Here is a 25,545-nt window from a genome sequence, read left to right on the forward strand (position 1 = left end):
CGCGACGTCAAGGTCTCCATCGCGGGGCGGAGGGTATCACACTTCCAGCCATTCCTTGCGGACGGCCTGGTTGGCCTTGAGCTCGGCCGGGGTGCCCTCGAACACGATCCGTCCATGGCCCATCACATAGAGCCGGTGGGAGATCCGCATGGCGATGGACAGCTTCTGCTCGACGAGAAGGATCGCCACGCCGCGCTTGGCGATTTCCGCGATCAGGTCGCCGACCTGCTGCACGATCAGCGGCGCCAGCCCTTCGGTCGGCTCGTCGATCATGATGAGTTCGGGATCGCCCATCAGCGTCCGGCAGATGGTCAGCATCTGCTTTTCGCCGCCGGACAGCACGCCTGCGGCCGTATCGGCGCGCGCCTTGAGGTTGGGGAACATCTCGAGCATGTCCTCGAGCTTCCACTTGCCCGGACGCTTGGTGTCCTTGATCCCGAGCAGCAGGTTCTGCCGCACGGTGAGGCCGGGGAAGATGTCGCGATGCTCCGGCACGTAGCCGAGCCCGAGATGCGCGATCTTGTAGTTCGGCAGACCGGCGATGTCCTGGCCCTTGAACTTGATGGTGCCGTGCGGCGGCACTTCGCCCATGATCGCCTTGACCGTGGTCGAGCGTCCGACGCCGTTGCGCCCGAGCAGGCTGACGACCTCGCCGGCGCCGATATGCATATCGACGCCCTGAAGGATGTGGCTTTTGCCGTAATAGGCGTGCAGATCCTGGACTTCCAACATCACGCAGCTTCCTCGCCCAGATAGGCTTCCTTGACCTTCGGACTGTTACGGATTTCCTCAGGCGTTCCGGATGCGATGATATGGCCATAGACCAGCACCGAGATGCGGTCGGCGAGGCCGAACACCACGCTCATGTCGTGCTCGACGATCAGCAGGGTCTTGCCGACGGTGAGGCGGCGGATCAGATCCACCGCACGCTCGGTCTCGGCATGGCTCATGCCCGCGGTCGGCTCGTCCAGCAGGATGACATCGGCGCCGCCCGCAATCGTGATGCCGATTTCCAGCGCGCGCTGTTCCGCATAGGTCAGAAGACCGGCCGGGATGTCGCGCCGCGAGGTGAGGCTGATGTCTTCCAGAATCTGCGCGGTGCGCTCGCGCACTTCCGGCAGCTTGTCGACGCTTTTCCAGAACGCGTATTTGTGTCCCGTGGCCCACAGCACGGCGCAGCGCAGGTTCTCCCACACCGTCATGTTGGCGAAGACGTTCGTGACCTGGAAGCTGCGCGACAGCCCGCGGCGGTTGATCTGGTAGGGCGGCAGCCCCGAGATGGTTTCGCCGCGCATCAGGACATCGCCGCTGGTCGGCGCCATGTAGCCGCTGATGAGATTGAACGTGGTCGATTTGCCGGCGCCGTTCGGGCCGATCAGGGCATGGCGTTCGCCCTGCGCCACTTTCAGATTGAGGTCGCGGATCACCTTGGTGATGCCGAAGCTCTTCTGAACGTCGCGGATTTCGATGGCGTTGGGCTTCACGTCCGAGGTCATGCTGCCAATTCCTTCGCACGTGCTACGGTCAGCGCCTCATCCCAGGCCACGGCGACCCGCTTCCATGTCATCCGCGAGACGAAGAAGCCGCCGACGATCAGGATCACCGACGTGGCCCATGTCAGCGGGCTTGCGGCATTGAACGGAATGCCGAACGCCTTGATGTTCGGATCATCCATCGGATTCATCGTGTAGTGCACGATACATTCGATCCCGAGCATCAGTCCGATCATCAGCGCAAGCGTGGGAACCAGCGCCACGGCATAGGACGGCAGCACGCTGCCGAGCGTGCCGCCCCTGATGAGCGGCCGATGCATCATCAAAAGGCCGGTGATGCCCCCTGGCGCGTACATCACCACCGCGATGAAGAACAGGCCGAAGTAGAGCTGCCACACCGTCGTCAGGTCGCTCAGGCCGAGCGAGAGAATCGTGACGAAGATCGCGCCGACGATCGGGCCGATGAAGAACCCGATGCCGCCGATATAGGCCGCGAAAAGCACCGTGCCGGACTGCACCGCGCCGAGATAGGCGGAGTTCGCGATCTCGAAGTTGATGGCGGCGAGCGACCCTGCGATGCCGGCAAAGAAGCCCGAGAAGCAGAACGCGATATAGCGGACCACATGCGGATCGTAGCCGACGAACTGCACGCGTTCCGGGTTGTCGCGGACCGCGTTGCACATCCGTCCCAGCGGCGTGCGGGTCAGCGCGTACATCGCGATCATGCAGATCAGCGTCCAGGCCGCGACCAGATAGTAGATCTGGATTTGCGGGCCGAAGTTCCAGCCGAAGAAGCTCAGCAGCTTGGTGCGGTTGGCCGAGATGCCGGCTTCGCCTCCGAAGAACGTCCGCAGGATCAGCGCGGAGGAGGCGACCAGTTCGGCGACGCCGAGCGAGATCATGGCGAATGCCGTGCCTGAGCGTTGTGTCGACACCCAGCCGAGCAGGATCGCGAACACAAGGCCCGTGAGTCCGCCGACCAGCGGCACCAGCGGCAGCGGGATCGCCCACTTGTTGGCGCCGATGATGTTGATGGCGTGAATGACCAGGAAGCCGCCGAGGCCGTAATAGACTGCGTGGCCGAACGACAGCATGCCGGTCTGGCCGAGCAGGATGTTGTAGGATAGCGCAAAGATGATCGAGATGCCGATCAGGCTGAATGTCGTCAGGGCGCCGCCCGAGCCGAAGACCTTGGGCAGCACGAGCAGGAAGATCGCGACAGCGGCCCACAGCCCGTAGAACTTGAGATTGTCGGCAGCGGTCGGTGGCGGCGGCGCGGCGCGTGAGGTGATGTTGCTCATGTTTCACGCGTCCCCAACAGACCCATCGGACGGAGCGCGAGGATCAGCACCAGCAGCACATAGGGCATGATCGGCGCGATCTGCGCCACAGTGACGTTCCAGATGTCAGCCAGCCATGTTGATGCATAGGCAGGGCTGAGCGGACCGAACACTTCCGACAGCGATCCGTTCATCGAGACCGCGAAGGTCTGCACGAAGCCGATCAGAAGCGAGGCGATGAATGCGCCCGGCAGCGAGCCGAGCCCGCCGACCACCACGACCACGAACAGGATGGGTCCGAGAAGACCGGCCATGTTCGACTGGGTGACCAGCGCGGGGCCTGCGATGACGCCGGCGACTGCAGCGAGCGCGGTGCCGACGCCGAACACCATCATGAAGATGCGTCCGACATTGTGGCCGAGATGGCCGACCATGTGCGGATGGGTGAGGGCGGCCTGAACGATCATGCCGACCCGCGTCCGCTTCAGTACGACCAGCAGCGCGATGAAGATGGCGATCGACACCAGCAGCATGAACATCTTGTAGGCGGGGTAGTTGGTCGAGAAGATCGTGAAGGCCGGGAAATCGAGCAGCGGCGGCACGCGGAAATCGACCGGGCTCTTGCCCCAGATGATCTGCACTACTTCCTCGATCGCGAATGCGAGGCCGAAGGTGAACAGCAGTTCGGCGACATGGCCGTTGCGGTGAACCTGGCGCAGGCCGTAGCGCTCGACGCCCGCGCCGATGATGCCCGCGAGGATCGGGGCGATCAGAAGGGCAGGCCAGAACCCGAACCACCGGCTGATCTGAAATCCGAAGAATGCGCCGAGCATATAGAAGCTCGCATGCGCGAAGTTCAGCACGCCGAGCATGCTGAAGATGACCGTCAGGCCGCTGGCCATCAGGAACAGCAGCATCCCGAACAGGACGCTGTTCAATGTGGATATGACGATAAGCTCGAGCACGACCCCAGCACTCCCCCCGGATACATGAAGGTCCCGTGTTCACCCCGGCAGGCGCCGGGGCGAACACAACTAGTTGGCGAAAGAAGCCAGCTTGCAGTGACCTCTTATGGGCGGGTCATCTTGCAGGTGGTCGGCAGGATGGTCTTGTCGGTCTCGATCTTGGCGACACCCTTCCAGCCCCAGCCGGTCTTCTCTTCGTCGAACGGCTCCTTGTTCTTCAGTTCGCCGAACTGGGCGACGTACATCGGCTGGAAGAACTGGTGATCGTCCTTGCGCATGACGCCCTTGCCGCCGGTGAAGACCTCGAATTCCAGGCCTTCGAGGGCTGCAGCGACCTTTACGGGCTCAAGCGATTTGGCCTTCTCGGCCGCCGCCGCGAACATCCGCATTTCGTTCGCTGCGCGCGGATACCAGAAGGTCTGGCCAGCGTACTTGGCGCGGAACGCCTTCTCGAACTCGATCGATTCCTTGTGGTCGATGTTGGCGTAGCCTTCGACGATCGTGAACACCTGATCGTTGAGGTTGCCCTGCTTGATCGCGGTCGGGCCACCGGCGCCGCCTGCGTAGTAGGTGTACCAGCCAACCTTGAGGCCCGCGTCAGCCGCGGCCTTCAGCAGCAGTGCGAAGTCCTGGCCCCAGTTGCCGGTGATCACGGTGTCGGCGCCCGACGCCTTGATCTTCGCAATGTAAGGCGCGAAGTCGGTGATCTTCAGCAGCGGGTGCTTTTCGTCGCCGACGATCTCGATGTCAGGACGCTTCTCTTTCAGCATCGCACGCGCCGTGGTCCGCACGGATTCGCCGAACGAATAATCCTGATTGATGAGGTACAGCTTCTTGATGGAGGGAACGCCCTTCATGTAGTTGGTGAGGGCTTCCATCTTGATGTCGGAATTCGCGTCCCAGCGGAAGTGCGCAAAGCTGCACTTGTCGTTGGTGAGGATGGGGTCCACCGCGGCGTAGTTGAAGTAGAGCACTTCCTTGCCGGGGTTGCGTTCGTTGTACTTGGTGACGAAGTCACTCAGCGCGCCGGCCACGGAAGAGCCGTTGCCCTGGGTGAGGTAACGCACGCCGGAGTCGATGGCCTTCTGGGCCTGGATCAAGCTTTCCTGCGGGTTGGTCTTGTTGTCGAGCGGAACGATCTCGACCTTCTTGCCGAGAATGCCGCCTTTGGCGTTCAGTTCTTCGGCCAGATACTGGAAGGTCTTGAGGCCGACCTCGCCGACGCTGGCGCCGCCGCCCGAGAGCGGGTCGATATAGCCGATTTTTACAGTGTCCTGGGCCATCGCCGCTCCGCCCAGCATGGGAAGCGCGACTGCCGCAGCCATCATCATTTTACGCATTTTCATCTCCCTGAATTCTCTTTGAGAACGGCCTGTTTGATGGACGGTCAAGATCTTGATCGCAGGATCTTGATCTGGTGCCGTCCGCGGCCATTTCGTGGAACGGATTGTGGTCCAAGGGCCCGCAGGCCGCAAGCCCCGGTCTTGGGCAGGATGGGGAATGCTTAATTTGCCGGTCCCGGCGCGCGTGTGGTAGAGCCCCCGAAACCATCCGTCCGGCGCCCGCGACCAACATGTGCACGATCGCGCTCGGTGACAGTTGTATTTTCCGCCGAACTGCTTTTTGGTAATTCGGGCAGCCGGGATTTTGTATGCCAGCATTGATGAAAGAGTTGCGGCCGGCCGGGTCGCGTTTTGGGGTTGCCGATGGCCGCGTTGCCGTTTGATCTGAAGGGCAAGCGCGTCTTTGTGGCAGGCCATCGGGGGATGGTCGGTGGCGCCCTGGTGCGCCGGCTTGCGCGCGAGAATGTCGAAATCCTCACCGCTTCGCGCAGTGAACTCGATCTGCTCGATCAGGCCGCCGTCAACAGGTGGTTCGCGGCGATGCGCCCGCAGGTTGTATTGCACGCCGCCGCGAAGGTCGGCGGCATCGTCGCCAACAACACCCTGCGCGCAGAGTTCATCTACGAGAACCTCCTGATCGCGACCAACGTCATCCATGCGGCGCATGTGCAGGGCGTCGAGAAGCTGCTGTTTCTCGGCTCTTCCTGCATCTATCCGAAACTGGCGCCGCAGCCGCTGCGCGAGGATTCGCTGCTGACCGATACGCTGGAGCCGACCAACGAGCCGTATGCGATCGCCAAGATCGCCGGCGTCAAGATGGCGGAGGCCTATCGCAGCCAGTACGGCAGCGACTTCATCAGCATCATGCCGACCAATCTTTATGGTCCCGGCGACAACTATCATCCCGAATACAGTCACGTTGTCGCAGCGCTGATCCGCCGCTTTCACGAAGCGAAGGAAACCGGCGCGGCGGAGGTCGTGGTGTGGGGCACCGGCACCCCGCGGCGCGAATTTCTCTATGTCGACGACATGGCCGACGCGTCGATCCATCTGATGAAAAATTATTCCGAGGGCGGTCTCATCAATGTCGGCTCGGGAGAAGATATTTCCATCGCCGATTTCGCTCACGTCGTCGCCCGGACCGTCGGTTATACCGGCAGGATCGTGTTCGATACGTCGAAGCCGGACGGAACGCCGCGCAAGCTGCTCGACGTGAGCAAGCTTGCCAATTTCGGCTGGCGCGCCACGACCTCGCTCGACGAGGGCATGAAGCGCGCCTATGCCGCGTTCCTCAAGGAACAGCGGTAACGCTGTGACGGCGAAAGCTTTCCGGACCTACTGCGATGACGGTGCGGGGTTCTTGCGCATCTGTCTGGCGTTTGCCGAGCGCGGGTTTCGATAACAGTCGGCAAAGACCGCAGCGCCCGATTGCTTGCACTCACTATAGGACGCAAACAGGCACTCGCCCGGACGGCTAACGTCCCCCTTTGTCCGGATGCAGAAGGCCTTATCATTGGCTGACGCAGTTGATGGCGACGTCGCGCCGACAAGTGGCGAGGCGAGGCCGGCTGCGGGGATCGCGAGACCGCCGATGGCGACCAGGACCGCGGAGATGAGCTTCATGGGAACCTCCCGTGCTGTTCAGGAATAACCCCTCCGGCCAGGTCCAGGTTCCGCAATATCCTTGGCGCGTCCGGCACGGGAACAGCCGATGAACGATGATTTCGATCTTGAGCGGTTCATGGCGGCGCAGGCGCCGGTATATCCGCGCGTGGTCTCGGAGTTGCGTGCTGGCCGGAAACAAAGCCACTGGATGTGGTTCATCTTCCCGCAGATCGAAGGTCTCGGATTCAGCGCGATGGCGCAAAGGTATGCCATCGGTTCGCGCGCAGAAGCGGTGGCGTATCTTGAGCATCCGGTGCTTGGGCCACGGCTGCGCGAATGCACGCAACTGGTGAGTGCCGTTGCGGGCAAGGATATCCACGCGATTTTGGGTTCGCCCGACGACATGAAGTTCAAATCGTCGATGACGCTGTTCGCCAACGTGACGCCCGACAACACAGATTTCGTCACGGCCCTGCAAAAATACTACGATGGCGAATTCGATGAGGCGACAATCGCGCGGCTTGAGCATCCATGAAGCAAAGAAAACAGGCATGAAGCAGACACCCGTTCTCTCAACCGGCGTCGAGACCATCGCCAGCGCGGTGCTGACCGTGCCGACGAAGGGCGAGGGCTTTACCGACATCACGCGCGAGGTCGCGCGGTTTCTGAAGCAGGCCAGTGGAAGAGCCGGGACTGTCAGCCTGTTCATCCGGCATACGTCTGCATCCCTGACCATTCAGGAGAATGCCGATCCCGATGTGCTGGCCGATCTGCTCACGTCGCTGCGGCGGCTCGCGCCCGCCGATGGCGGCTGGCGTCACACCGTCGAGGGCCCGGACGATATGCCCGCGCATATCAAGACCATGCTGACCTCGGTCAGCCTGCAAATCCCGGTAATCGACGGCGCGCTCGCGCTCGGCACCTGGCAGGCGATCTATCTGATCGAGCACCGCGCGCGGCCGCACAGCCGCGAGGTGGTGATGCAGTTTATGGGAAGCTAGAGAGTATCATCACCGTCATTCCGGGGCGCTCGCACTTGCGAGCCAGCCCGGAATCCCGAAGTTGCTTCCGATGAACTCTTCTGGATTCCGGATCAGTCCGCTGCGCGTCCTGTCCGGAATGACGTGCTTGAGGAATTAACTCGCCGCGCTCGCGGTCTTGCCGTCGCTCTTCTTTGTCTTCGGTTTCGGCAAGGTCGCCTCGGTGCCGATGATCTCGCTGCGCTCCAGCTCGGCGATCTCGGCATCGCTCAGTCCCAGCACCTCGCGCAGCACCTCGTGATTGTGCTGGCCGAGCGTCGGCGCGAGATGGGTGATCGCATAGGGCAACTGTGAATCGCCCTCGCGATAGGCGACCGACGGCAACAGGTGCGGACCCATGAAGGGCCGGTCGCTCGGCTGCCAGTGGCCGGTCTTGAGCAGATGCGGATCGCTGGCGAGATCCTGCGGCAGCTTGGCAATGCCTGCGGGAATGCCGGCCTTCTGCAATGTCACCATCGCGATATCGGGGCGCACGTCGGCGAGCCAGTGCCGGATCGCGACCTCGATGGAATCTTCGTGTTCGCGCCGGCCTTCGACAGTCGCGAGCCTGGAATCGCCCGCCAGATCCGCGCGCCGCATCACGCCGCAGAGCGCTTTCCACTCGTCATCGCTGCGCACCGCGATCGTGATCCACTGATCGATGCCGAGCGTGGGAAAACATCCGTTCGGCACATATTGCGGATGGCGGTTGCCGATACGCGGGCTCGTCGCGCCGGTGGCTGACTGCTCAAGAATCGACGGAGCGACCATCGGCAGCATGCACTCGACCTGGCTGAGATCGATGTGCTGGCCTTCGCCGGTTTTCCGCTGCTGCATGAAACCCAGCAGCAAAGCGGCGGCAGCATTCAGGCCGCCGATGGGATCGCCGATCGCCGCATGCAGCATCACCGGCGGATCGTCCGGGCCGCCGGTGACCGATGGCAAACCCGATGCCTGTTCGAGTGTCGAGCCATAGGCGCGCACGCCGCTCCACTTTCCCGTCATGCCGAAGGCGGGCATGGTCACGACAACGAGACGCGGATTGATCTTGAGAATGTCTTCGACACCGAGGCCGAGGCGCGGCATCACATCGGCGGCGTAATTGTCGATCACCGCGTCGGCGTCCTTCATCAGGCGCTTGAGCAACGAGAGACCGGCTTCGGTGGTCAGGTCCAGCGTGATGCCGCGCTTGTTGCGGTTGTTCATCTGGAACCAGTAGGTCTTCTCGTAGGTCCGCTCTTCATGATAGGGCGGGCGGGTGTCGGTGCCGCGGAACCAGTCCGGATACTGGCAGGACTCCACTTTAATAACGTCCGCGCCGAGATCGCCCATCTGGCGCGTCGCGGTCGGCCCGGCCCAGCCCATGGTGAGATCGATGATGCGCAGGCCGTTCAGCGGCAGCGCATCCTGTGGTGTCGCGGCGCGCGTCGCCTTGCGCTGATGCGCGGGCAGGGCGGCCTTGTCGTCCGCCCCGGCCAGCGGCGCGCGGCCATTGGGTTTCGGCCGCGAGAGCGTCAGATACTGCGGAAGCACCGGGCCCTCGAACGACGCCGTGCCGATCTCCACCGGCCCGAATGCGCCGCGTTCGCGATACACATCCTGTTCGAGCAGTTCCTTCATGTCGGGCACCACGGCGAGCGGAAGCCGCAGCTCGATGCCCATCTCGAACCATTCGAGCGCGGTCTTCTTCAGCAGCGCCGGCGTGATGATCGCCTTCAGTTCGTCCGCATGCATGAAGCGGCCGATGGTCGCCGAATATTTCGGATCGGCGCCAAGCTCGGGCATGTCGAGCATGGTACAAAATCCAACCCACTGCGCGGGCGTGACGACCGTGACGCCGAGCCAGCCATGCTTGGTGACGAAGTTGCCGGACGGATAGCCGCGGCCGAACCGGTTGATGCCGGCGCGCGGACGCGTGAAGCCTGACTCAAGCGCAAGTCCGGTGTCGAACTCGCTGATGTGAAGCATGGCTTCGAGATTATTGACGGCGAAGCGGCGTGCGCCATGTCCGTAGCCGTAAAGCCCGGCGAGGGTTGGAATGAACGCGGTCAGTCCGCCGACCACGCCGATCTGTCCGTCACGCGGCAGCACGGGCGGGCCCTCGACCGGGCCGACCAATTTCACCAGCCCGGCGAGGCTGCGGCACACGGAATCGGTCGCGAGATAATTGCGATAGGGGCCGTGTTCGCCGAACCATGAGATCGCGGTGATCGCGAGTCCGGGATCGGCCTTGCGCAGGCGGTCGTGCGAGATCTGCGATGCCTTGATCTCGTCGGGATGCCGCGCATCCAGCAGCAGATCGGCGCCGGCGAGCAGGTCGAGAATCCGGCTCGCACCGTCGGCCGTTTCCGGATCGGCGATGATACTTTTCTTGTTGGTGTTCAGCCACGCGAAGGTGAGGCTCTCGCGCCTGCCTTCGCCCACGTCGGCCAGCGGCGGAATGCGGCGGCCCGGATCGCCGCCCTGCGGCTCGATCTTGATGACCTCCGCGCCGAAATCCGCAAACAGCTTGCCGCAATAGCCGAGCGTATCGCCCGATCCGAGTTCAACGATGCGGAGGGAGGAGAGGGGGAGAGAGGACATTTGATCCCTGTCTTTTATTGGCTTTGTTTTTTGCAGGGTGCCTGATCTTGGTGAAAAGCTCAATCGGAGGTTTTGTTGTCATTGCGAGCGAAGCGAAGCAATCCATTCTTGAGCAACAAGCTGGATTGCTTCGTCGCTCTCGCTCCTCGCAATGACGCGCCTGCAACAGAGTTTTCGGATTATCCGTTGTTCTTCGCCGCCCGCGGCGGTGCCTTGTTCAAAGCGAGCGCCATCGCGCTGATCAGCGGCTTCATGAAGAATGACTCATTGGCGGGATAGATGTCGGTGTGCAGGCCGTAGGCTTTCAGCTCATCCGACACCACCGGGCCGACCGACGCCACCGGCGTCTGCGCAAGACCCGCGCGCAATCTGTCCTCGCATCCATGCGCGCGCGCCACGTCGATCAGCCGGCGCACCTGACCAGAACTCGTGAGCGCGATGGCATCGACGCGGCGCTCCGCCATCTCGCCAATGGCTTCCACGATGTTGGTGTCGGCCGCCTGTGCGTCATAGATGTAGGGCAGCACGGTTTCGACGGTCGCGCCGTATGAGGTGATAGCGCCGATCAGCTTGGTGTGATCCTTGTCCGGATAAAGCTGAAGCCCGACGCGGTGACCTTTCAGGTCCTGCTGCGCCAGCATGGCGGCGACGCCTTCCGACGTCGGCGTTTCGGTCTGCATGTTGGCTTCAAGCCCGATCTCGCGCAGCGCGCGCACCGGCTTCGGGCCGCGCGCATATCGTTTCGATTTGGCAATGGCCGCGATGAAATCCTGATCGACGCCGACGCGCCGCGCGACCTTCATCATGCGGCGCAGGCCTTCGCCGGTCATCAGCACCAGATCGTCGAACGGCCTGTCGATGAACAGCCTGATCCAGGCCTCGACCGGGGCAGGGTCCGGCGCGTCATGAATGGTGAACATCGGGCATTGCAGCACGTCGGCGCCCTGTTCCTGAAGCAGGCGCGAAAACTGCGCTTCCTCGCGCGTTTCCAGAATCAGGATGCGGTAACCTTCAAGCCTGCCGGGCATATGGACCTTTCGTCGACAAAAGTCGCGCGTAGGACTTCAATTTAGGACGATGGCAGATCGGGTGAAAGCTTTTTGGGGCGATAAAATAGCTGTCGTCCCGCGAAAGCGGGGACCCATGACCGTGATATCGCGTCATCCTGAGGTGCAAGCCGCATCTTTTGCGGCGAGCCTCGAAGGATGCGTGGAACAAATACGGATCGCGCCATCATCCTTCGAGGCTCGCAAGCGCTCGCACCTCAGGATGACGGCGCTTTAGTTCTCGCACTCGGCCGTATGGGTCCCCGCTTTCGCGGGGACGACATGGAATGTGTGGCGCGATTCCTGTTCTGCCGCGATCACCACCATTGGCCAAAGTTCGGCGCGGGTGCTAGAGGAGGGGCCACATTCCGCCCCTCCAGATCGTGTTTCCCAAGATTTGTCCCCCATGTCCGCACAGCAATTCGTCCTGACCCTGTCCTGCCCGGACCGCCCCGGCATCGTGTCGGCGGTCTCCACCTTCCTGTTCGCCAACGGGCAGAACATTCTCGACGCGCAGCAATACAGCGACACCGAGACCGGCAGGTTCTTCATGCGGGTGAGCTTCGATTCGCCCGCCGCGAAGGCCGATCTGCCGACGCTTCAGGCCGGGTTCGGCATGATGGCGAAGCCGTTCGACATGGTCTGGCAGTTGCGCGACCGCGCCGTGCAGCAGCGTGTGATGCTGATGGTGTCGAAGTTCGATCACTGCCTTGCCGACATTCTCTATCGCTGGCGGCGCGGCGAACTGCCGATGACCCCGACCGCGATCGTCTCCAATCATCCGCTGGAAACCTATGCCGGGCTCGATTTCGCAGGCATCCCGTTTCATCATTTGCCGGTGACGCGCGCGACCAAGGACGAGCAGGAAGGCGCGGTCTGGAAAATCATCCGGGACACCAAAACCGATCTCGTGGTGCTTGCGCGCTATATGCAGGTGCTGTCGGAGGATTTCGCGGGCAAGCTGTCGGGCCGCTGCATCAACATCCACCACTCGTTCCTGCCGGGGTTCAAGGGCGCCAAGCCCTACCATCAGGCGCATGAGCGCGGGGTCAAATTGATCGGCGCAACCGCGCATTACGTCACCAGCGATCTCGACGAAGGCCCGATCATCGAACAGGATATCGAGCGCATCAGCCACCGCGACTCGCCGGAAGACCTTGTCCGCAAGGGCGCGGACATCGAGCGCCGCGTGCTCGCCCGCGCGATCCGCTATCACCTTGAAGACCGCGTTATCCTCAACGGGCGCAAGACGGTGGTGTTCACGGACTGACCGTTACGCCGCCGTCAGGTGCCGCTCGATGTCTGCGAGCGGATGGCTGGTCAGATCCTTGTCGATTTCGGCGATGATGCGGGCTCTCACATGGGGGTCGAGTGCGCGGCGCAAATCCGCAAGTGCGCGCGGCGGGGCAACGATGACGAAGCCCGGGATGTCGCGGTCCCGCGCCAGGGCCTCAAGCGCGTCAGCGATGGTTCGGGCAAATCGCTGCTCCCCGATCTCATGCCAGTCGGTCTGTTCGACCGAGCTGCGGCTGTTACCGACGCTCTGGAAACTGCGGCCCGGCGGGCCCGATCCCTGGTCGCGCGTCGGCGGATTGTCGTTCTGAAAAACCTGCTCGGTTTTCAGACGGGGCGCGGCTCCGTTGCCTTCGTTGCGCAGGAAAAGGGCTTTGCGGCCATCGCCGACAATGACGTACGCGTTGTGGGGAATGCGAAGGAAGTCGGATTTGGTCATGTGGAAGTCTCCCATGCCTCGGAAACCAACCATTCCGTCCGGGTTTCGTTCCTGCGGGCCGTCCCCGCGGTATCATCGGAATGGAGGGGGGCTGGCCGCAATGCGGAAAAGTTGCTCAGTCTTGCTAACCGGATTGTGGTAGTGAGCGCTGCAAAAAGAGGCGCATGAGTCGATCCGGAGAACATGATGCAAAGGCCGAAGCCGCCGTTTCGCGCTGACCATGTCGGCAGCCTGCTGCGGCCGCAACGGGTCAAGGATGCGCGCGCGCGGTTCGCCCGCGGCGAGATCACGGCCGCCGAATTGCAGCGCGTCGAGTCGCTCGAAATCGGCAAGATCGTTCAGAAGCAGAAGCAGAGCGGCCTGCGGCTCGCGACCGACGGCGAACTGCGCCGCTCGTGGTGGCATTTCGATTTTCTGAAGCACCTTGCCGGCTGCGAGCTTCACAAGACCGACGGCATCCAGTTCAACGGGATGACGACGCGCGGCGAAAGCATCCGCGTCACCGGCAAGCTCGATTTCCCGGCCAGCCATCCGATGATCGGGCATTTCAAGCTGCTCAAGGACAAATGCGATCTCGCTGGCATTCTGCCGAAGATGACGATCCCGTCGCCGTCGCTGCTGCATTATCGCGGCGGCCGGAGCGCAATTTCGCAGGAGGCCTATCCGCAGATCGATGACTTCTTCATCGATCTGGCGAAAACCTATCGCAAGGCCGTGCAGGCGTTCTACGACGCGGGCTGCCGCTATCTGCAATTCGACGACACGGTGTGGGGCTATCTCTGCTCCGAGGACCAGCGGGCAAAGCTGCGCGGGCGCGGCGAGGACCCCGATGCACTCCCGGCGGTCTATGCGCGCGTCATCAACTACGCGATTGCCGAGCGCCCAAGCGACATGACGATCACCACGCATGTCTGCCGCGGCAATTTCCGCTCGACCTGGATTTCATCCGGCGGTTACGAGCCGGTGGCCGAAACGCTGCTGTCGCGCGTCAATTACGACGGCTATTTCCTCGAATACGATACTGACCGCGCGGGCGGGTTCGAGCCGCTGCGCTTCCTGCCGAACGGCACCAAGATCGTCGTGCTCGGTCTTGTTACGTCGAAGACCGGCGCGCTGGAGACCAGGAGCGACATCCGGCAGCGCGTGATGGAGGCGGCGAAGCTTGTCCCGCTCGATCAGCTTGCGCTTTCGCCGCAATGCGGCTTCGCCTCGACGGAAGAGGGCAACATCCTCACCGAGGATGAGCAATGGGCAAAGCTGCGACTGGTCGCCGATGTCGCGACCGAGGTGTGGGGCACATCCTGACGGGCGGGCCCTTGAGGCCGAACGCCGATATAAGGACTGTCCGCACGCCGCCCGCCGGAAGACGGCGCACTCTGGGCCGTCACGCCACACGTCCGGCCCGCTGTCCCGGAACGTTTTCGGCCGCCCGCCGTTGACCTGCGGGCAGATGCGCCGCTTGCGGCAAGGGAACATGATATTGAACATCGCTGACAGGATTGTGCGGCCGGACGTGACTCCAGCGCCGCGGGGGCCGGGCGTCTCCTCCGCGATCATTGCCGCGCTCATCATCACCGGTCTCTACGTGGGCCGCGAAATCTTCGTCCCCATTGCGCTTGCCATTCTCCTTAGCTTTGTTTTGACGCCGCTGGTGGAGCGCCTCGAGAGCTGGCGCGTGCCGCGCAGCGCAGCGGTGCCCATCGTCGTGGTCGCAGCCTTTCTCGCGATCTTCGCTCTGGGGAGCGTGATCGCTTCGCAGCTCACGCAACTGGCCGAAGGCTTGCCGGGCTATCAGCAGACCATGCAGCGTAAGATTTCATCGCTGCGCAGCGTCACCTCGGTGGGTCCGCTGGAGCGCGCAGCGGGCGTCTTGCAGGATCTCGGCAAGGAATTGAACAGGCCCGAGGCCGATAGCGTCGAAACTCCACGCCCGGTCCCGCAGCCGGATCAAACGAAGCCCATTCCGGTCGAGGTGCGGACGCCGCCGCCCACCGCGCTTGAAAACATTGCATCGCTGATCTCGCCATTGCTGCACCCGTTGGCGACGGTTGGCGTGGTCGTGATCTTCGTGGTGTTCATTCTGTTTCAGCGTGAGGATTTGCGAAATCGCTTGATCAAACTTGCCGGGGCGAATGATCTGCAGGCCGCAACGTCCGCCATTAGCGATGCCACAGGCCGCCTCAGCCGCCTGTTTCTGTCGCAACTCGGATTGAACACGGTCTTCGGCATCGTGATCGGGCTAGGTCTTTCCCTTATCGGCGTGCCGAGCGCAATTCTCTGGGGCATTCTCGCCGGCATCATGCGCTTCGTGCCGTATATCGGTGCATTCGTGGCGGCCTTCTTTCCCCTCACGCTCGCGATTGCCGTCGATCCCGGCTGGTCGATGCTGGTATGGACTGTCGGGCTGATCATCATCACCGACGTGCTGGTTGGTCATGTGATCGAGCCGATGCTGTTCGGCCGCAGCAGCGGCCTCTCGCCCTTTGCGGTGGTGGTATCGGCAACATTCTGGACCGCGCTGTGGGGGCCGATTGGTCTCGTGCTGGCGACGCCGATGACGGTATGCCTCGTGGTGCTGGGTCACCATGTGGAAAGCCTGAAGTTTTTCGACATCTTGCTGGGAGATCGGCCGGCACTCTCGCCTCCTGAGATTTTCTATCAGCGCATGCTCGCCGACGATCCGGGCGAAGCCGTCGAGAAGGCCGAGGAATATCTGAAGGAACGCACGCTCTCGGAATACTACGAGGAGGTCGCGCTGAAGGGTCTGAAACTCGCTCAGAAGGATCTGAAGCGGGATCGACTGCCGGTCGCCCGCCTTACTGAAATTCGCGACAGCGTCGTCGAATTGATCGAGGATCTGGCCGACGAGCGCGATGACGCGCGCGAGGGCAATACGGTTGATGCGGAAGCCGAAGCCGCGATCGAGGCATCGGTGCCCATGCCCGAATTGCCCTTTGTGATCCGCGAAGGTCTTCCCGCCGCATGGCAGGCGGAGCATCCTGTGCTGTGCGTCGCGGAGCGCACGGACCTCGACGAAGCTGCCGCGCGGATACTCACGCAAATCCTGTCGAAACACGGGCTTGGCGCGCGCGTGGCAAAAAAGGAAGACATCTCAAGCAGCGGAATTTTCCGCCTCGATGGCGAGGGCGTCGCGCTTGTCTGCATCTCTGTGCTGGATGATGGAAGTCCGTCCTATACGCGCCATGTCGTGCGCAAGCTGCGCCGCAAGATGCCCGAAGCCAGGATCCTCGTCTGCTACTGGATGGCCGAGAACTCCGCCATCACGAAGGATACCGTTCAGGCCGATGCGATCGCCACGAGTCTCAGCACGGCCGCGAAGTATTGCCTTGATCTCGCGCAGCCGCGGAGCAAAACGGACGAAAAGGATGCTGCGCCTCGCGATGTCGGTCTTCGCGTTGCCGGCTGAGAGCAACGCAGGCTTCGTGTTGAAGTTCAGTGTCCGCTCAGCACCAGCGTCTTGACCGGCAGCAGCAGCGCCTGAATCCGCAGCAGCATTGCATGCACGATGCCGACCGCATCGACCGCGTGGAGCCAGATGCGCAGGCCCGAACTGGTGGTCTTGGCGTCGATCAGGTCGTGGTTGCTGGTGTAGGCGTTGGCGATGCAACTGCTGCCCGGCGTCACGCCATCAAGGCCGCCTTTGTAGATCGGCTCCATCAGAACCAGAATTGAACCCGGACGCAGTGTCTGTTGGGCTTCGAGCAGGAGTTCGCCGCCACGGAACTGGCCGGCGGCGATGTAATCCTGCACGCTCGTAATCACCATCGGGATGACGGTCCATGGTTTTGAAATGCAGGTCGCTTCCGCCACCATGCCGACTTTCATCACCTGGGCTTCGATCTGTCCAAATCCAGCAGCAAGAGCTTGCCGTCCCGCGCCTTCGGGAATGAGGATACCGGCCGAGCGGATCATCGGATTGACGAGGTCGCCCGGCCGCAACAGGAACTGCTCGACACGCCCGTCCACGCCGGCCCGTATGCTGGTCTTGTCGAGGTCGACCTGTGCCTGGGCGAGAGCTGCTTCCGCGCTGTCCCGCTCCGCCGGCAACAATGTTGTGGTGCGGATCACGGCGGATTGCTTTGCTGCCGTCACGGCGTCGAGCGTGCCCTGTCGCCCCGTCACCACTACTTCGAGCTTTTCAATATCGCGCTGCGGGACGATGCCGGGATTGCGCCGCTGCAGTTCGCGCTTGACCTCGAGTTCATCCGTGGCCTGCCGCAGCGAACTTTTCGCTTCCTGAATCTGGGCGTCGGCTTTCACCACCTCCGATTGCGCGGCGACCATCTGCGCATCGACCTCGGCGATCTTGCGCTGTGCGGTTTTGACCGCAGCTTCCTGCTTTGAACTGTCCAGTCTGAAGATGACGTCGCCCTTCTTGACCGGCGCGCTGAAATCAACGTTGACCTCCGCGACGCGCCCGATTGTCTCGGGAACGAGCGGGACCGTCCTGTAGTACAGCGTTGCGCTGGTGGTGGACGGATGGAAATAGAAAATGACGGTGATGAGCGAGACCGTCAGCATCACGCAGGCGGTGATGCCCCATCGCAGTTCGTACCAGACGGAGAACAGCGTGATCTCCTTGCCGATCCGCTTGCCCTGCGCATAGCGCCGATAAAGATAATCGGGAAGGATCGTCAGAATGGAGCAGAGGATCAGCTCAAGCATGATGCGACTCCACACGCTTGGCTGCTGCGTCCCTGGCTTTGCCGGGTGCGTCCGGGGAAGCGCCGTGAGCTGTCACTTGGTCCAGCGGTTCGGATGGATCGGGGTCCGGCGGAATACCAGCCATTTTCTGGACGGAGCCGGCGATGCTGCGCAGCGGCGTGCTGAAATCGGGCAGGTCGACCAGCGCAAGAAGCAGGGCGATCACCCAGAACAGGTGATTGTGGGTGAACAGCGCAAGCAGGCAGAGCACGGCCACGATCTCGAACTGCAGCTTCTGCGATTTGTGCGCCATCCGCTCGGGGAGCGAATGTATTTTCAGGTAGATGTTGCCGACGAACAGCACCGAGGCGAGCAAAATGATTCCGACCACGACCATAAGAATGTCGGTGTCACCGGGAGCGGTGATGAAGCCGGGGAGGTGATGGGGCGCCGCAGGGTGAAGTGACTCGCTCAAGGCAGTCTCCTCTCGCGAACATTGTGGTCAACATATGCAGAGATGGACCGTAACTATCGGCATGCCGAAAGTTCCATCCTTGCACAGGCATGGAACTTCGCAAGAGCAAAGTGCGCGATGTTGATCTGGGTCATGGTCGAGGGAAGACGTGCGCTGTCATCCCACCGCGCGAAGCTTGTTCATCTTCACAGAGAGTGGGCATCGGTGATGCGTTGCCGCTCGTGCCATTTCGACATGGGCCATGCGCCCGATCGCCGTCACCATCCCGCCTTTTGCGCGGAGGTTCGCCACCATCTCGCCTTTGCGGCGCGATCGTCAGTGATGCGTCGCGTCCGATCCGGAGATATTCAACAGTTCAACGACATGGCGCAGCTTGTCGGGATTGCGGATGATGTAGATCTCGGTGATCTTTCCGTCCTCGATGGCAAACGCTGTGGTCTGGAAAATGTCATCGCGCTCATAGCTGACATAGCCCGGCAGGCCGTTGATACGCATCGGGCGGAACAGATCGCGCGAGGGACGTCTGGCGAGTTTGCGCGAGAGACCCTGATACGCACGAAGCACGCGCTCCAGCCCGAGAATCGGATTGATAAAGGCGTGAACCTTGCCGCCGCCGTCGGAGCGCACCACCACGTTCTGGGCGAGGATTGCGCGTAGGGCGTTGGTGTCGCCGCTGCGCGAGGCGATGAAGAAGGCCTCGGCGATCCGGCTGCCTTCGTCGCGGGCCACGGTGTAGCGCGGCCGCGATTCCTGCACATGCTTGCGCGCCCGCGCGGCGAGCTGGCGGACGGCGGCGGGTTCGCGCTCAACCGTCGCCGCGACCTCATCCAGCGGAACGCTGAACACATCGTGCAGCAGGAAGGCCGCGCGCTCCAGCGGCGACAGCCGTTCAAGCGCAAGCATCAGCGTCAGCGTCAGGTCGTCCTGATCCATTTCGTCCGGCTCCTCGATCATGGGTTCAGGGAGCCACGAACCGACATAGGTTTCCCGGCGGGAGCGGGCGGATTTCATGACGTCGAGACACAGCCGCGTCACGATGCGCGACAGGAAGGCGGCCGGAGTTTCCACCGTTGTGCGATCGGCCTGCTGCCAGCGCAGCCACGCGTCCTGTACCACGTCCTCCGCCTCCGCGACCGAGCCGAGCATGCGATAGGCGAGACGCATCAGCCTGGGCCGGTGCGTCTCGAAGATCGTTGTGCTGGCCTCAGGCCGCGACACGGCTGCCTTCCTTCGGGTGTGCGAGCCGGAAGGCGATGGCGAGCCGGTTCCATGCATTGATCGCGCCGATCAGCATGGTGAGATTGACCTGTTCGGCGTCGCTAAATTCGGCCTTCACGAGTTCATAATCCTTGTCCGGTGCGCCGGTGGCCGCAACCATCGTCAGGCTTTCGGTCCAGGCAAGCGCAGCCTGTTCGCGCGGCGTGTACAACGTGGATTCACGCCAGGCATTGAGCATGTAGAGCCGCATTTCAGTTTCGCCAGCCTTCCGGGCGTCGGTTGAATGCATGTGGATGCAGTAGGCGCAGCCGTTGATTTGCGAGGCACGCATCTTGACCAGTTCGATCAGGCTGTGTTCGAGGCCGCTTTTTACAATGGCTGTCTCAAGCGCTGTCATCGCCTTGTAGGCATCGGGGGCGAGCTTGAACGGGGTTTGTTCCAGTCGTGGGGTGGTCATCATAGTCTCCATTGGAGGGTGGTGGGTTGCAGTTGCAGGTCTCGGCTCATTTTACTTTATGTCGGTCGTCAGAACCTTCTCGTCGGTGTCGAGAACGAACACCGCGAGCAGGGTTGCCGGCTCGGTGTCGCTCGCGTTCGCGCTGACGGCGTGCCGGTCACCCGGCATCTCCGCGAAGTTCTCACCGGCACGATAGGTCTTTTCCGGTCCGTCGTTCACCTTGCTGCGGATCGCGCCCTTCAGCACGGTTGCGTAGATGAAGGCCGAGTTCGGATGCGTGTGCGCGGGCGACGAGCCGCCCGGCTGATACTCGACCAGCACGCCTTTCATGCTCTTGCCTTTTACGTTCGGAAGAACGTGATCGAAAACCACCGTGACCTTCGCCTTGTTGTTGGCCGCGTCGTGGGCTGTTGCTCCGCTGACAAGCAGCAGGCCGATGGCGGCGGAGCCGAGAAGTGTCCTGAACATGTTTGACTCCGGTTAGGCGGCCGCGGAGGCCTGATTGCGGCGCAGCCACGCGTCGAATGTGATCGTGCCGGTGCGGGCGCCGGCATCCGGCGTCAGCGAGCGATCGTTGAGCTTGATGCCGAAATAGCGTGCGTCGGGATCGGTGATCACCTCTTTCCCGTCGTTGTTCGCGGAGAGGTATTTCCGGATCAGTTGATCCATCGGGAAGGATTCCGGTCCGCCAACCTCGACCATGCCCTGTGCGGGGGCGAGCGCTGCATCCGCAACTGCTGTCGCAACATCGTCGGCTGCCATCGGCTGGAATTTCGCAGGCGGGACGCGAACGGTTTGTCCCTCCGTTGCTGCCTGCGCGATGCCGCCGACGAATTCGAAAAATTGGGTGGCGCGCACGATGGTGTAGGGCACGCCTGAATTTTCAATGGCGCGCTCCTGCGCCAGCTTGGCGCCGAAGTAGCCGAACTCGAGCAGGCGTTCGGTGCCGACCACCGACAGCGCGACGTGCAACTTCACGCCGGCGGCTTTCTCCGCCGCGAAGATGTTGCGGCCCGCCGCCTCGAAGAAGGCCAGCGCGGCTGCGGCCTCGAACGACGGCGAGTTCGCCACGTCGACCACGACGTCGGTGCCCGCAAAGGCTTCCTTCAGTCCTTCGCCGGTGACCGTGTTGACGCCGGTCGATGGAGAGGCTGCGACAACCTCATGGCCGCGCTGACGCAGCCGGGCGACGACTCGCGATCCGATCAGGCCGGAACCTCCGATAACAACAATCTTCATGATGGCCTCCTCTTGTGCCGCGATGCGCGGCGGTGAAAAAGGCACGGAAGGCGTCCGATTGCGGCTTGCCGTGCACGTTCGCAGTCAAGACGAGGCAGCAGGGGCGGGATGTGACATCGCCCGAAAGATTTTTTTGGAAGGGCGCAAAGGAATGTAAGTTTAAGCCGCTTCGGTCCCGATGGCCTGATTTGAGGCAAATACGTCATTTCGGCAGGGTTTTCCGCCGCGTAGGTCTTGGTCTGGCTTTTTTGACGATGGAGCGAGCCATGGAAGACCTGCTGACCAACATCATCGACGCCCATGGCGGCATCGACCGCTGGAACTCATTTCAGAAGGTCGAAGCGACCATCGTGTCGGGCGGTGAACTCTGGGGCATGAAGGGCCTGGTGCAGGACGCCAATCCGCGCCGCATGACGGTGTCGCTGCATGAGGAATTCGCATCGGTCACGCCGTTCGGGGCCGCCGACCAGCGCACCAGTTTCACGCCCGATCGCATCGCCATCGAAAAGCTCGACGGAACGGTGGTGGCCGAGCGGCACGATCCACGGGCGCTGTTCGACGGTCACGATAAGATGACGCCGTGGGGGCCGCTGCATCGCGCCTATTTCAACGGCTATGCCTTGTGGACATATCTGACCACGCCGTTTCATCTCGTGATGAAGGGCGTCGAGGTTTCGGAGCTTGAGCCCTGGCGCGAAGGCAGCGAGACATGGCGCGTGGTGCGTGCGCGTTTCCCGAAATCGGTCGCCACCCACAGCGACATCCAGGACTTCTTCTTCGGCGAGGATTTCCTGCTGCGGCGGCACGATTACAATGTCGATGTCGCAGGCGGCTTCGACGCGGCCCAGCATGTGTTCAATTACATCGAGGCGGACGGGATCAAGCTGCCGTCGAAGCGGCTGGCTTATACGCGTGGCCCCGACCATCGGGCCGCGCTCGATCCGCTGATGGTTTCCATCGACATCAGCGATGTGCATTTTAGCTGAGGCTTTTGGTTGAGGCGGCGCAACGCAGGCCGTTGCGCTAGTCCATCCTGGTGAGGCGCATCAGGTCGAAGCCCTGGCCATCGAGCAGCAGAAGTTTCCGCTGCGCCTGATCGATGCGCCACGTTCTGACTTTCTCAAGCGTGCTGTGGAATTTCGCTTCCTGTCTCATCACCGCGGCCGAGCACGCCATGCGCGTCGAGGCCATCGGCAGAAACTTGATCGTGTTGCCGCTGACCGTCACTGAGCCCGCATAGCGGTTGCAGCCACCCATGCCGGTGACGATGCCGTCGTCGCGAATCTCCAGCGTTGTTTGCAGCCGGTCGATCACGCCGCCGCCATCGATGTCTTCCGCCAGCCACTTGCCTGTCGGTGTTGCAGGGTCGGCGGCCGCACCACAGGCGAGCACACAGACAAGAAGCGCGGACGCAGCGAGTTTCTGCAACATGGATAGCGGCCCTGGAATGATGGGATTTATGTTCTGCGAGGACAGCTATCCCCGTTCCGGTGGGCGCGGATAGGGCTGATTTAAAGGCAGTGATTTTCCGGAATGGCGGTTTCAATCGTGGGCAGATGATGGTAGGAGACTCGGCACGAATTCGTTCTGCCCACAAATTCTGGCCCACCCGAACGCTGCCCACCGGTCTGATGAAAAACGACCAGCTCCTGGCTCAGATTTCCGAATACTGCCGTCAGGCAGGTATGGCGGAATCGACGTTCGGCCGCCGCGCGGTGAACGACGGCAAGCTGGTGCACCGGCTGCGCGAGGGCAAGCGCATAACCGTCGACACACTGGAGCGGATTAGAGCTTTTCTTGGGGACGGCGTGCCGGTCGTGAGCGTGCCGGAACCGCCGATCGAGAAGCGGGATCCCACAGGCAATTTCCGGTTTTTCGAGAACCGGCAGAAGTATCTGCTGTTCGTTCACACCTGCTCGGAAAAGCGGGTGATCGCTGATCGCGTGGCGCTGGAGTTGGGGAGCATCCATCCCAGGCCGCCCGCCTTGCGTGTTTTCGACGCAGGGGTGGGCGACGGGACAGTGCTGGGGCGGGTGATGCGCGCGATGCACAGCCGGTTCCCGAACATGCCGTTCTATATCGCCGGCAAGGAAATCAGCCTCGAGGACGTGCGGCTGACCCTGAACAAGGTGCCGGACCGCCTGTTCGAGCATCCGGCGACGGTGTTCGTTCTGACCAACATGAATTACGCCGAGGCGCCGTGGCTGGCGCCGAAATCGCCGACCGCTGCGGCGGCGATGATCTGGCGCGAGGTCGCGCTGCGCGGCTCCTCGTCCGGCGAATTCGAGACGCAGATCGCGGATTTGCAGCCGTTTCTGGAAGAAAACTGGCGCGCCAGCGTCAGCGCCCGTTCGGGCATGCCGGTCTATGAGCGGCCGATCGCGCTTGTGATTTACCGCGAGGATCACCGGTTCCTGCTGGATGCGATGATTCCGCGGGCAGGGCGGGTCGAGGCCAATTTCGATCTGGTGATCGCTTCGCAGCCTTACCGGGCGAGATCGTCGCTGAACTTCCGCGCCAAGAAGATTGTTGCGCCACTGGCCCGCGCGCTGCGCGCCGGCGGACGGCTGATCGGGATTCACTCCTACGGTCACGATCCCGGCATGGAAATAGTGCAGTCGGTGTGGCCTGGAGAAAACCCTTTCGCGGTCAGCCGCCATGAGTTACTGCGCGCCGTGAAATACGAGCTGGGATCGGCCGGCCGCGATCTCAACTTTAACGCTTACGCGGATAACCGCTCTATTTTCCGGTACGATATGGAAGCGCTGCCCAACGAGGTAACAGGGCCGATCGGGACCTCGACGGCCTTTGCAGCATGGAATGCGGCGGTGTATGTCGCTCAGGTCGAAGACGACCGCCTGGACGAAGTCACGCAGAGCGGCCGTTATCTCGACGCCACCAGGGACGTGCTGCGCAAGCATAACGGTCTCTGGTTCTACGACGAATCCTACGTCATCTCCCGGCGTCGCGATTGAAAGAGTTCATGGTGTTTTCAAAAACGGAGCGGTGATCGTTCGCGTCATGAAAGCACGTCAAGTGAAGATGGAGCCCTGGTTCTGAAACCGGGGTTCTGAAAATTCAAACGGGCCGACCGCGGCCCATCTGGAAGGGATTGGTTGATGCGCGCGTCTTATCTGTTCACGAGTGAATCGGTTTCTGAGGGTCATCCGGACAAGGTTTGCGACCGGATTTCGGACGAGATCGTCGATCTGTTTTTCCGTGAAGGCCCCAAGGCCGGCATCGATCCGTGGGCGATCCGCGCCGCGTGCGAAACGCTTGCCACCACCAACAAGGTCGTGATCGCGGGCGAGACGCGCGGACCGGCCACCGTCACCAACGAGCAGATCGAAGCGACCGTGCGCGCCGCGATCAAGGACATCGGCTACGAGCAGGAAGGCTTCCACTGGAAGACCTGCGATATCGAAATCCTGCTGCATCCGCAGTCGGCCGACATCGCGCAGGGCGTCGACGCACTTCAGCCCGGCACCAACAAGGAAGAGGGCGCGGGCGACCAGGGCATCATGTTCGGTTACGCCACCAACGAGACGCCGGAACTGATGCCGGCGCCGATCCATTACGCGCACAAGATCCTGCGCCTGATCTCGGAAGCCCGCCACTCGGGCGTCGAGAAGGTGCTCGGCCCGGACTCCAAGAGCCAGGTTACCGTGCAGTACGAAAACGGCAAGCCGGTCGGCGTGCGCGAGATCGTCGTGTCGCATCAGCATCTCGTCGAGGACATGACCTCGAACCAGGTGCGCGAGCGCGTCGAGCCGTACGTCCGCAAGGCGCTGCCGGAAGGCTGGATCAACGGCAAGACCATCTGGCACATCAACCCGACCGGCAAGTTCTTCATCGGCGGTCCCGATGGCGACGCAGGCCTCACCGGCCGCAAGATCATCGTCGACACCTACGGCGGTGCGGCTCCGCACGGCGGCGGCGCGTTCTCCGGCAAGGACTCCACCAAGGTGGACCGCTCGGCGGCTTACGCGGCTCGCTATGTCGCCAAGAACGTCGTCGCGGCTGGCCTCGCGGATCGCTGCACGTTGCAGCTCGCTTACGCCATCGGCGTCGCGCGTCCGCTGTCGATCTACATCGACACCCACGGCACCGGCAAAGTCTCGGACGACAAGATCGAGAAGGCCGTCGCGGAATCGATGGATCTGACCCCGCGCGGCATCCGCAAGCACCTCGACCTCAACAAGCCGATCTTCGCGCGCACGTCGGCTTACGGCCACTTCGGCCGCACCCCGGACGCCGACGGCGGCTTCTCGTGGGAGAAGACCGACCTCGCAGACACGCTGAAGAAGGCGGTCTGATTCTTTCTTCCCCTCTCCCCTTGTGGGAGAGGGTGCCCGAGCACAGCGAGGGCGGGTGAGGGGTGTTTGCTTGTCGCAGACATCGGCCCCTCACCCAATTGAGTTTTAT

The 25,545-nt window shown here is 62.4% G+C and carries 25 protein-coding genes; 9 read left to right on the top strand and 16 right to left on the bottom strand.

Translation table 11 applies throughout. The annotated features are described in order from the left end of the window. Positions 1–36 precede the first annotated feature (36 nt). From ACP7AL_RS08235 to ACP7AL_RS08255, 5 genes are all read right to left on the bottom strand, one after another. Positions 37–732, bottom strand: coding sequence for an ABC transporter ATP-binding protein (locus ACP7AL_RS08235; RefSeq protein ID WP_006021572.1), 696 nt, complete (start codon positions 730–732; stop codon positions 37–39). Further along, the gene (locus ACP7AL_RS08240; protein ID WP_024920799.1) at positions 732–1,496 is read right to left on the bottom strand and encodes an ABC transporter ATP-binding protein; all 765 of its coding nucleotides are present in this window, start codon (positions 1,494–1,496) and stop codon (positions 732–734) included. The genes ACP7AL_RS08235 and ACP7AL_RS08240 overlap by 1 nt, the downstream gene beginning before the upstream one ends. After that, positions 1,493–2,794: a branched-chain amino acid ABC transporter permease gene (locus tag ACP7AL_RS08245; RefSeq protein ID WP_425990531.1), complete on the bottom strand. Its 1,302-nt coding sequence runs from the start codon at positions 2,792–2,794 to the stop codon at positions 1,493–1,495. The genes ACP7AL_RS08240 and ACP7AL_RS08245 overlap by 4 nt, the downstream gene beginning before the upstream one ends. Continuing rightward, positions 2,791–3,738, bottom strand: coding sequence for a branched-chain amino acid ABC transporter permease (locus ACP7AL_RS08250; protein ID WP_006021569.1), 948 nt, complete (start codon positions 3,736–3,738; stop codon positions 2,791–2,793). The genes ACP7AL_RS08245 and ACP7AL_RS08250 overlap by 4 nt, the downstream gene beginning before the upstream one ends. Positions 3,739–3,842: 104 nt before the next feature. Continuing rightward, positions 3,843–5,078 carry a branched-chain amino acid ABC transporter substrate-binding protein gene (locus ACP7AL_RS08255; RefSeq protein ID WP_425990534.1) on the bottom strand — a complete coding sequence of 412 codons (1,236 nt, stop codon included), beginning with the start codon at positions 5,076–5,078 and terminating at the stop codon, positions 3,843–3,845. Positions 5,079–5,444: 366 nt separating this feature from the next. Between ACP7AL_RS08255 and fcl the strand changes: the two genes are divergently transcribed. After that, positions 5,445–6,389, top strand: a complete 945-nt coding sequence (gene fcl, locus ACP7AL_RS08260; RefSeq protein WP_425990536.1) for a GDP-L-fucose synthase — start codon at positions 5,445–5,447, stop codon at positions 6,387–6,389. A gap of 27 nt (positions 6,390–6,416) precedes the next feature. On the opposite strand, the gene ACP7AL_RS08265 is transcribed toward fcl, so the two are convergent. Beyond that, positions 6,417–6,704, bottom strand: a complete 288-nt coding sequence (locus tag ACP7AL_RS08265) for a DUF3551 domain-containing protein (protein ID WP_425990538.1) — start codon at positions 6,702–6,704, stop codon at positions 6,417–6,419. 88 nt (positions 6,705–6,792) lie between these two features. Here ACP7AL_RS08265 and ACP7AL_RS08270 point away from each other — a divergent pair, with 88 nt between their 5' ends. Together ACP7AL_RS08270 and ACP7AL_RS08275 are read left to right on the top strand one after the other, a co-directional pair. Next, positions 6,793–7,221: a DUF1810 domain-containing protein gene (locus ACP7AL_RS08270; protein WP_425990540.1), complete on the top strand. Its 429-nt coding sequence runs from the start codon at positions 6,793–6,795 to the stop codon at positions 7,219–7,221. A 16-nt stretch (positions 7,222–7,237) separates the two neighbouring features. Further along, positions 7,238–7,687 carry a secondary thiamine-phosphate synthase enzyme YjbQ gene (locus tag ACP7AL_RS08275; protein ID WP_425990542.1) on the top strand — a complete coding sequence of 150 codons (450 nt, stop codon included), beginning with the start codon at positions 7,238–7,240 and terminating at the stop codon, positions 7,685–7,687. Positions 7,688–7,822: 135 nt separating this feature from the next. On the opposite strand, the gene ACP7AL_RS08280 is transcribed toward ACP7AL_RS08275, so the two are convergent. Then, positions 7,823–10,288, bottom strand: a complete 2,466-nt coding sequence (locus ACP7AL_RS08280; RefSeq protein ID WP_425990544.1) for a CoA transferase — start codon at positions 10,286–10,288, stop codon at positions 7,823–7,825. A gap of 179 nt (positions 10,289–10,467) precedes the next feature. Continuing rightward, complete coding sequence (locus ACP7AL_RS08285) at positions 10,468–11,316, bottom strand: uroporphyrinogen-III synthase (protein ID WP_425990546.1); 849 nt, start codon at positions 11,314–11,316, stop codon at positions 10,468–10,470. Positions 11,317–11,740: 424 nt separating this feature from the next. On the opposite strand from ACP7AL_RS08285, the gene purU reads away from it, so the two are divergent. Further along, a complete protein-coding gene (gene purU, locus ACP7AL_RS08290) occupies positions 11,741–12,604 on the top strand; it encodes a formyltetrahydrofolate deformylase (protein WP_425990548.1) in 864 nt (287 codons plus the stop codon). A 3-nt stretch (positions 12,605–12,607) separates the two neighbouring features. Here purU and ACP7AL_RS08295 read toward each other — a convergent pair whose 3' ends face one another. Continuing rightward, the gene (locus tag ACP7AL_RS08295; protein WP_425990550.1) at positions 12,608–13,066 is read right to left on the bottom strand and encodes a host attachment protein; all 459 of its coding nucleotides are present in this window, start codon (positions 13,064–13,066) and stop codon (positions 12,608–12,610) included. A 186-nt stretch (positions 13,067–13,252) separates the two neighbouring features. On the opposite strand from ACP7AL_RS08295, the gene ACP7AL_RS08300 reads away from it, so the two are divergent. Next, positions 13,253–14,371 (top strand): cobalamin-independent methionine synthase II family protein, encoded by a 1,119-nt coding sequence (locus ACP7AL_RS08300; RefSeq protein ID WP_425990553.1) that lies wholly within the window; start codon positions 13,253–13,255, stop codon positions 14,369–14,371. Positions 14,372–14,540: 169 nt separating this feature from the next. Next, complete coding sequence (locus ACP7AL_RS08305; protein ID WP_425990555.1) at positions 14,541–16,493, top strand: AI-2E family transporter; 1,953 nt, start codon at positions 14,541–14,543, stop codon at positions 16,491–16,493. A gap of 26 nt (positions 16,494–16,519) precedes the next feature. On the opposite strand, the gene ACP7AL_RS08310 is transcribed toward ACP7AL_RS08305, so the two are convergent. The 6 genes from ACP7AL_RS08310 to ACP7AL_RS08335 all read right to left on the bottom strand — a co-directional run bounded on the left by ACP7AL_RS08310 (position 16,520) and on the right by ACP7AL_RS08335 (position 21,120). Next, positions 16,520–17,752, bottom strand: coding sequence for an HlyD family secretion protein (locus tag ACP7AL_RS08310; protein ID WP_425990557.1), 1,233 nt, complete (start codon positions 17,750–17,752; stop codon positions 16,520–16,522). Next, positions 17,745–18,206 carry a hypothetical protein gene (locus tag ACP7AL_RS08315; protein WP_425990559.1) on the bottom strand — a complete coding sequence of 154 codons (462 nt, stop codon included), beginning with the start codon at positions 18,204–18,206 and terminating at the stop codon, positions 17,745–17,747. The genes ACP7AL_RS08310 and ACP7AL_RS08315 overlap by 8 nt, the downstream gene beginning before the upstream one ends. A gap of 315 nt (positions 18,207–18,521) precedes the next feature. After that, positions 18,522–19,424: a sigma-70 family RNA polymerase sigma factor gene (locus ACP7AL_RS08320; protein WP_425990561.1), complete on the bottom strand. Its 903-nt coding sequence runs from the start codon at positions 19,422–19,424 to the stop codon at positions 18,522–18,524. Beyond that, positions 19,411–19,881 carry a carboxymuconolactone decarboxylase family protein gene (locus tag ACP7AL_RS08325; RefSeq protein ID WP_425990563.1) on the bottom strand — a complete coding sequence of 157 codons (471 nt, stop codon included), beginning with the start codon at positions 19,879–19,881 and terminating at the stop codon, positions 19,411–19,413. The genes ACP7AL_RS08320 and ACP7AL_RS08325 overlap by 14 nt, the downstream gene beginning before the upstream one ends. Positions 19,882–19,932: 51 nt before the next feature. Continuing rightward, a complete protein-coding gene (locus ACP7AL_RS08330) occupies positions 19,933–20,349 on the bottom strand; it encodes a cupin domain-containing protein (RefSeq protein ID WP_425990565.1) in 417 nt (138 codons plus the stop codon). A gap of 12 nt (positions 20,350–20,361) precedes the next feature. After that, the gene (locus ACP7AL_RS08335; protein WP_425990566.1) at positions 20,362–21,120 is read right to left on the bottom strand and encodes an SDR family oxidoreductase; all 759 of its coding nucleotides are present in this window, start codon (positions 21,118–21,120) and stop codon (positions 20,362–20,364) included. Positions 21,121–21,386: 266 nt separating this feature from the next. Between ACP7AL_RS08335 and ACP7AL_RS08340 the strand changes: the two genes are divergently transcribed. After that, positions 21,387–22,106: a hypothetical protein gene (locus ACP7AL_RS08340; protein WP_425990568.1), complete on the top strand. Its 720-nt coding sequence runs from the start codon at positions 21,387–21,389 to the stop codon at positions 22,104–22,106. Between the two features lie 37 nt (positions 22,107–22,143). Here ACP7AL_RS08340 and ACP7AL_RS08345 read toward each other — a convergent pair whose 3' ends face one another. Continuing rightward, positions 22,144–22,551: an META domain-containing protein gene (locus tag ACP7AL_RS08345; protein WP_024920786.1), complete on the bottom strand. Its 408-nt coding sequence runs from the start codon at positions 22,549–22,551 to the stop codon at positions 22,144–22,146. Between the two features lie 200 nt (positions 22,552–22,751). On the opposite strand from ACP7AL_RS08345, the gene ACP7AL_RS08350 reads away from it, so the two are divergent. Both ACP7AL_RS08350 and metK read left to right on the top strand, forming a co-directional pair. Further along, complete coding sequence (locus tag ACP7AL_RS08350; RefSeq protein WP_425990571.1) at positions 22,752–24,095, top strand: hypothetical protein; 1,344 nt, start codon at positions 22,752–22,754, stop codon at positions 24,093–24,095. A 144-nt stretch (positions 24,096–24,239) separates the two neighbouring features. Then, on the top strand, positions 24,240–25,436 hold the full coding sequence (metK, locus tag ACP7AL_RS08355) for a methionine adenosyltransferase (protein ID WP_006021553.1): 1,197 nt from the start codon (positions 24,240–24,242) through the stop codon (positions 25,434–25,436). Positions 25,437–25,545: the final 109 nt, after the last annotated feature.

Origin of the sequence: Afipia sp. DC4300-2b1 (assembly GCF_049895725.1) — a bacterium.
Classification (GTDB): domain Bacteria; phylum Pseudomonadota; class Alphaproteobacteria; order Rhizobiales; family Xanthobacteraceae; genus Afipia; species Afipia broomeae.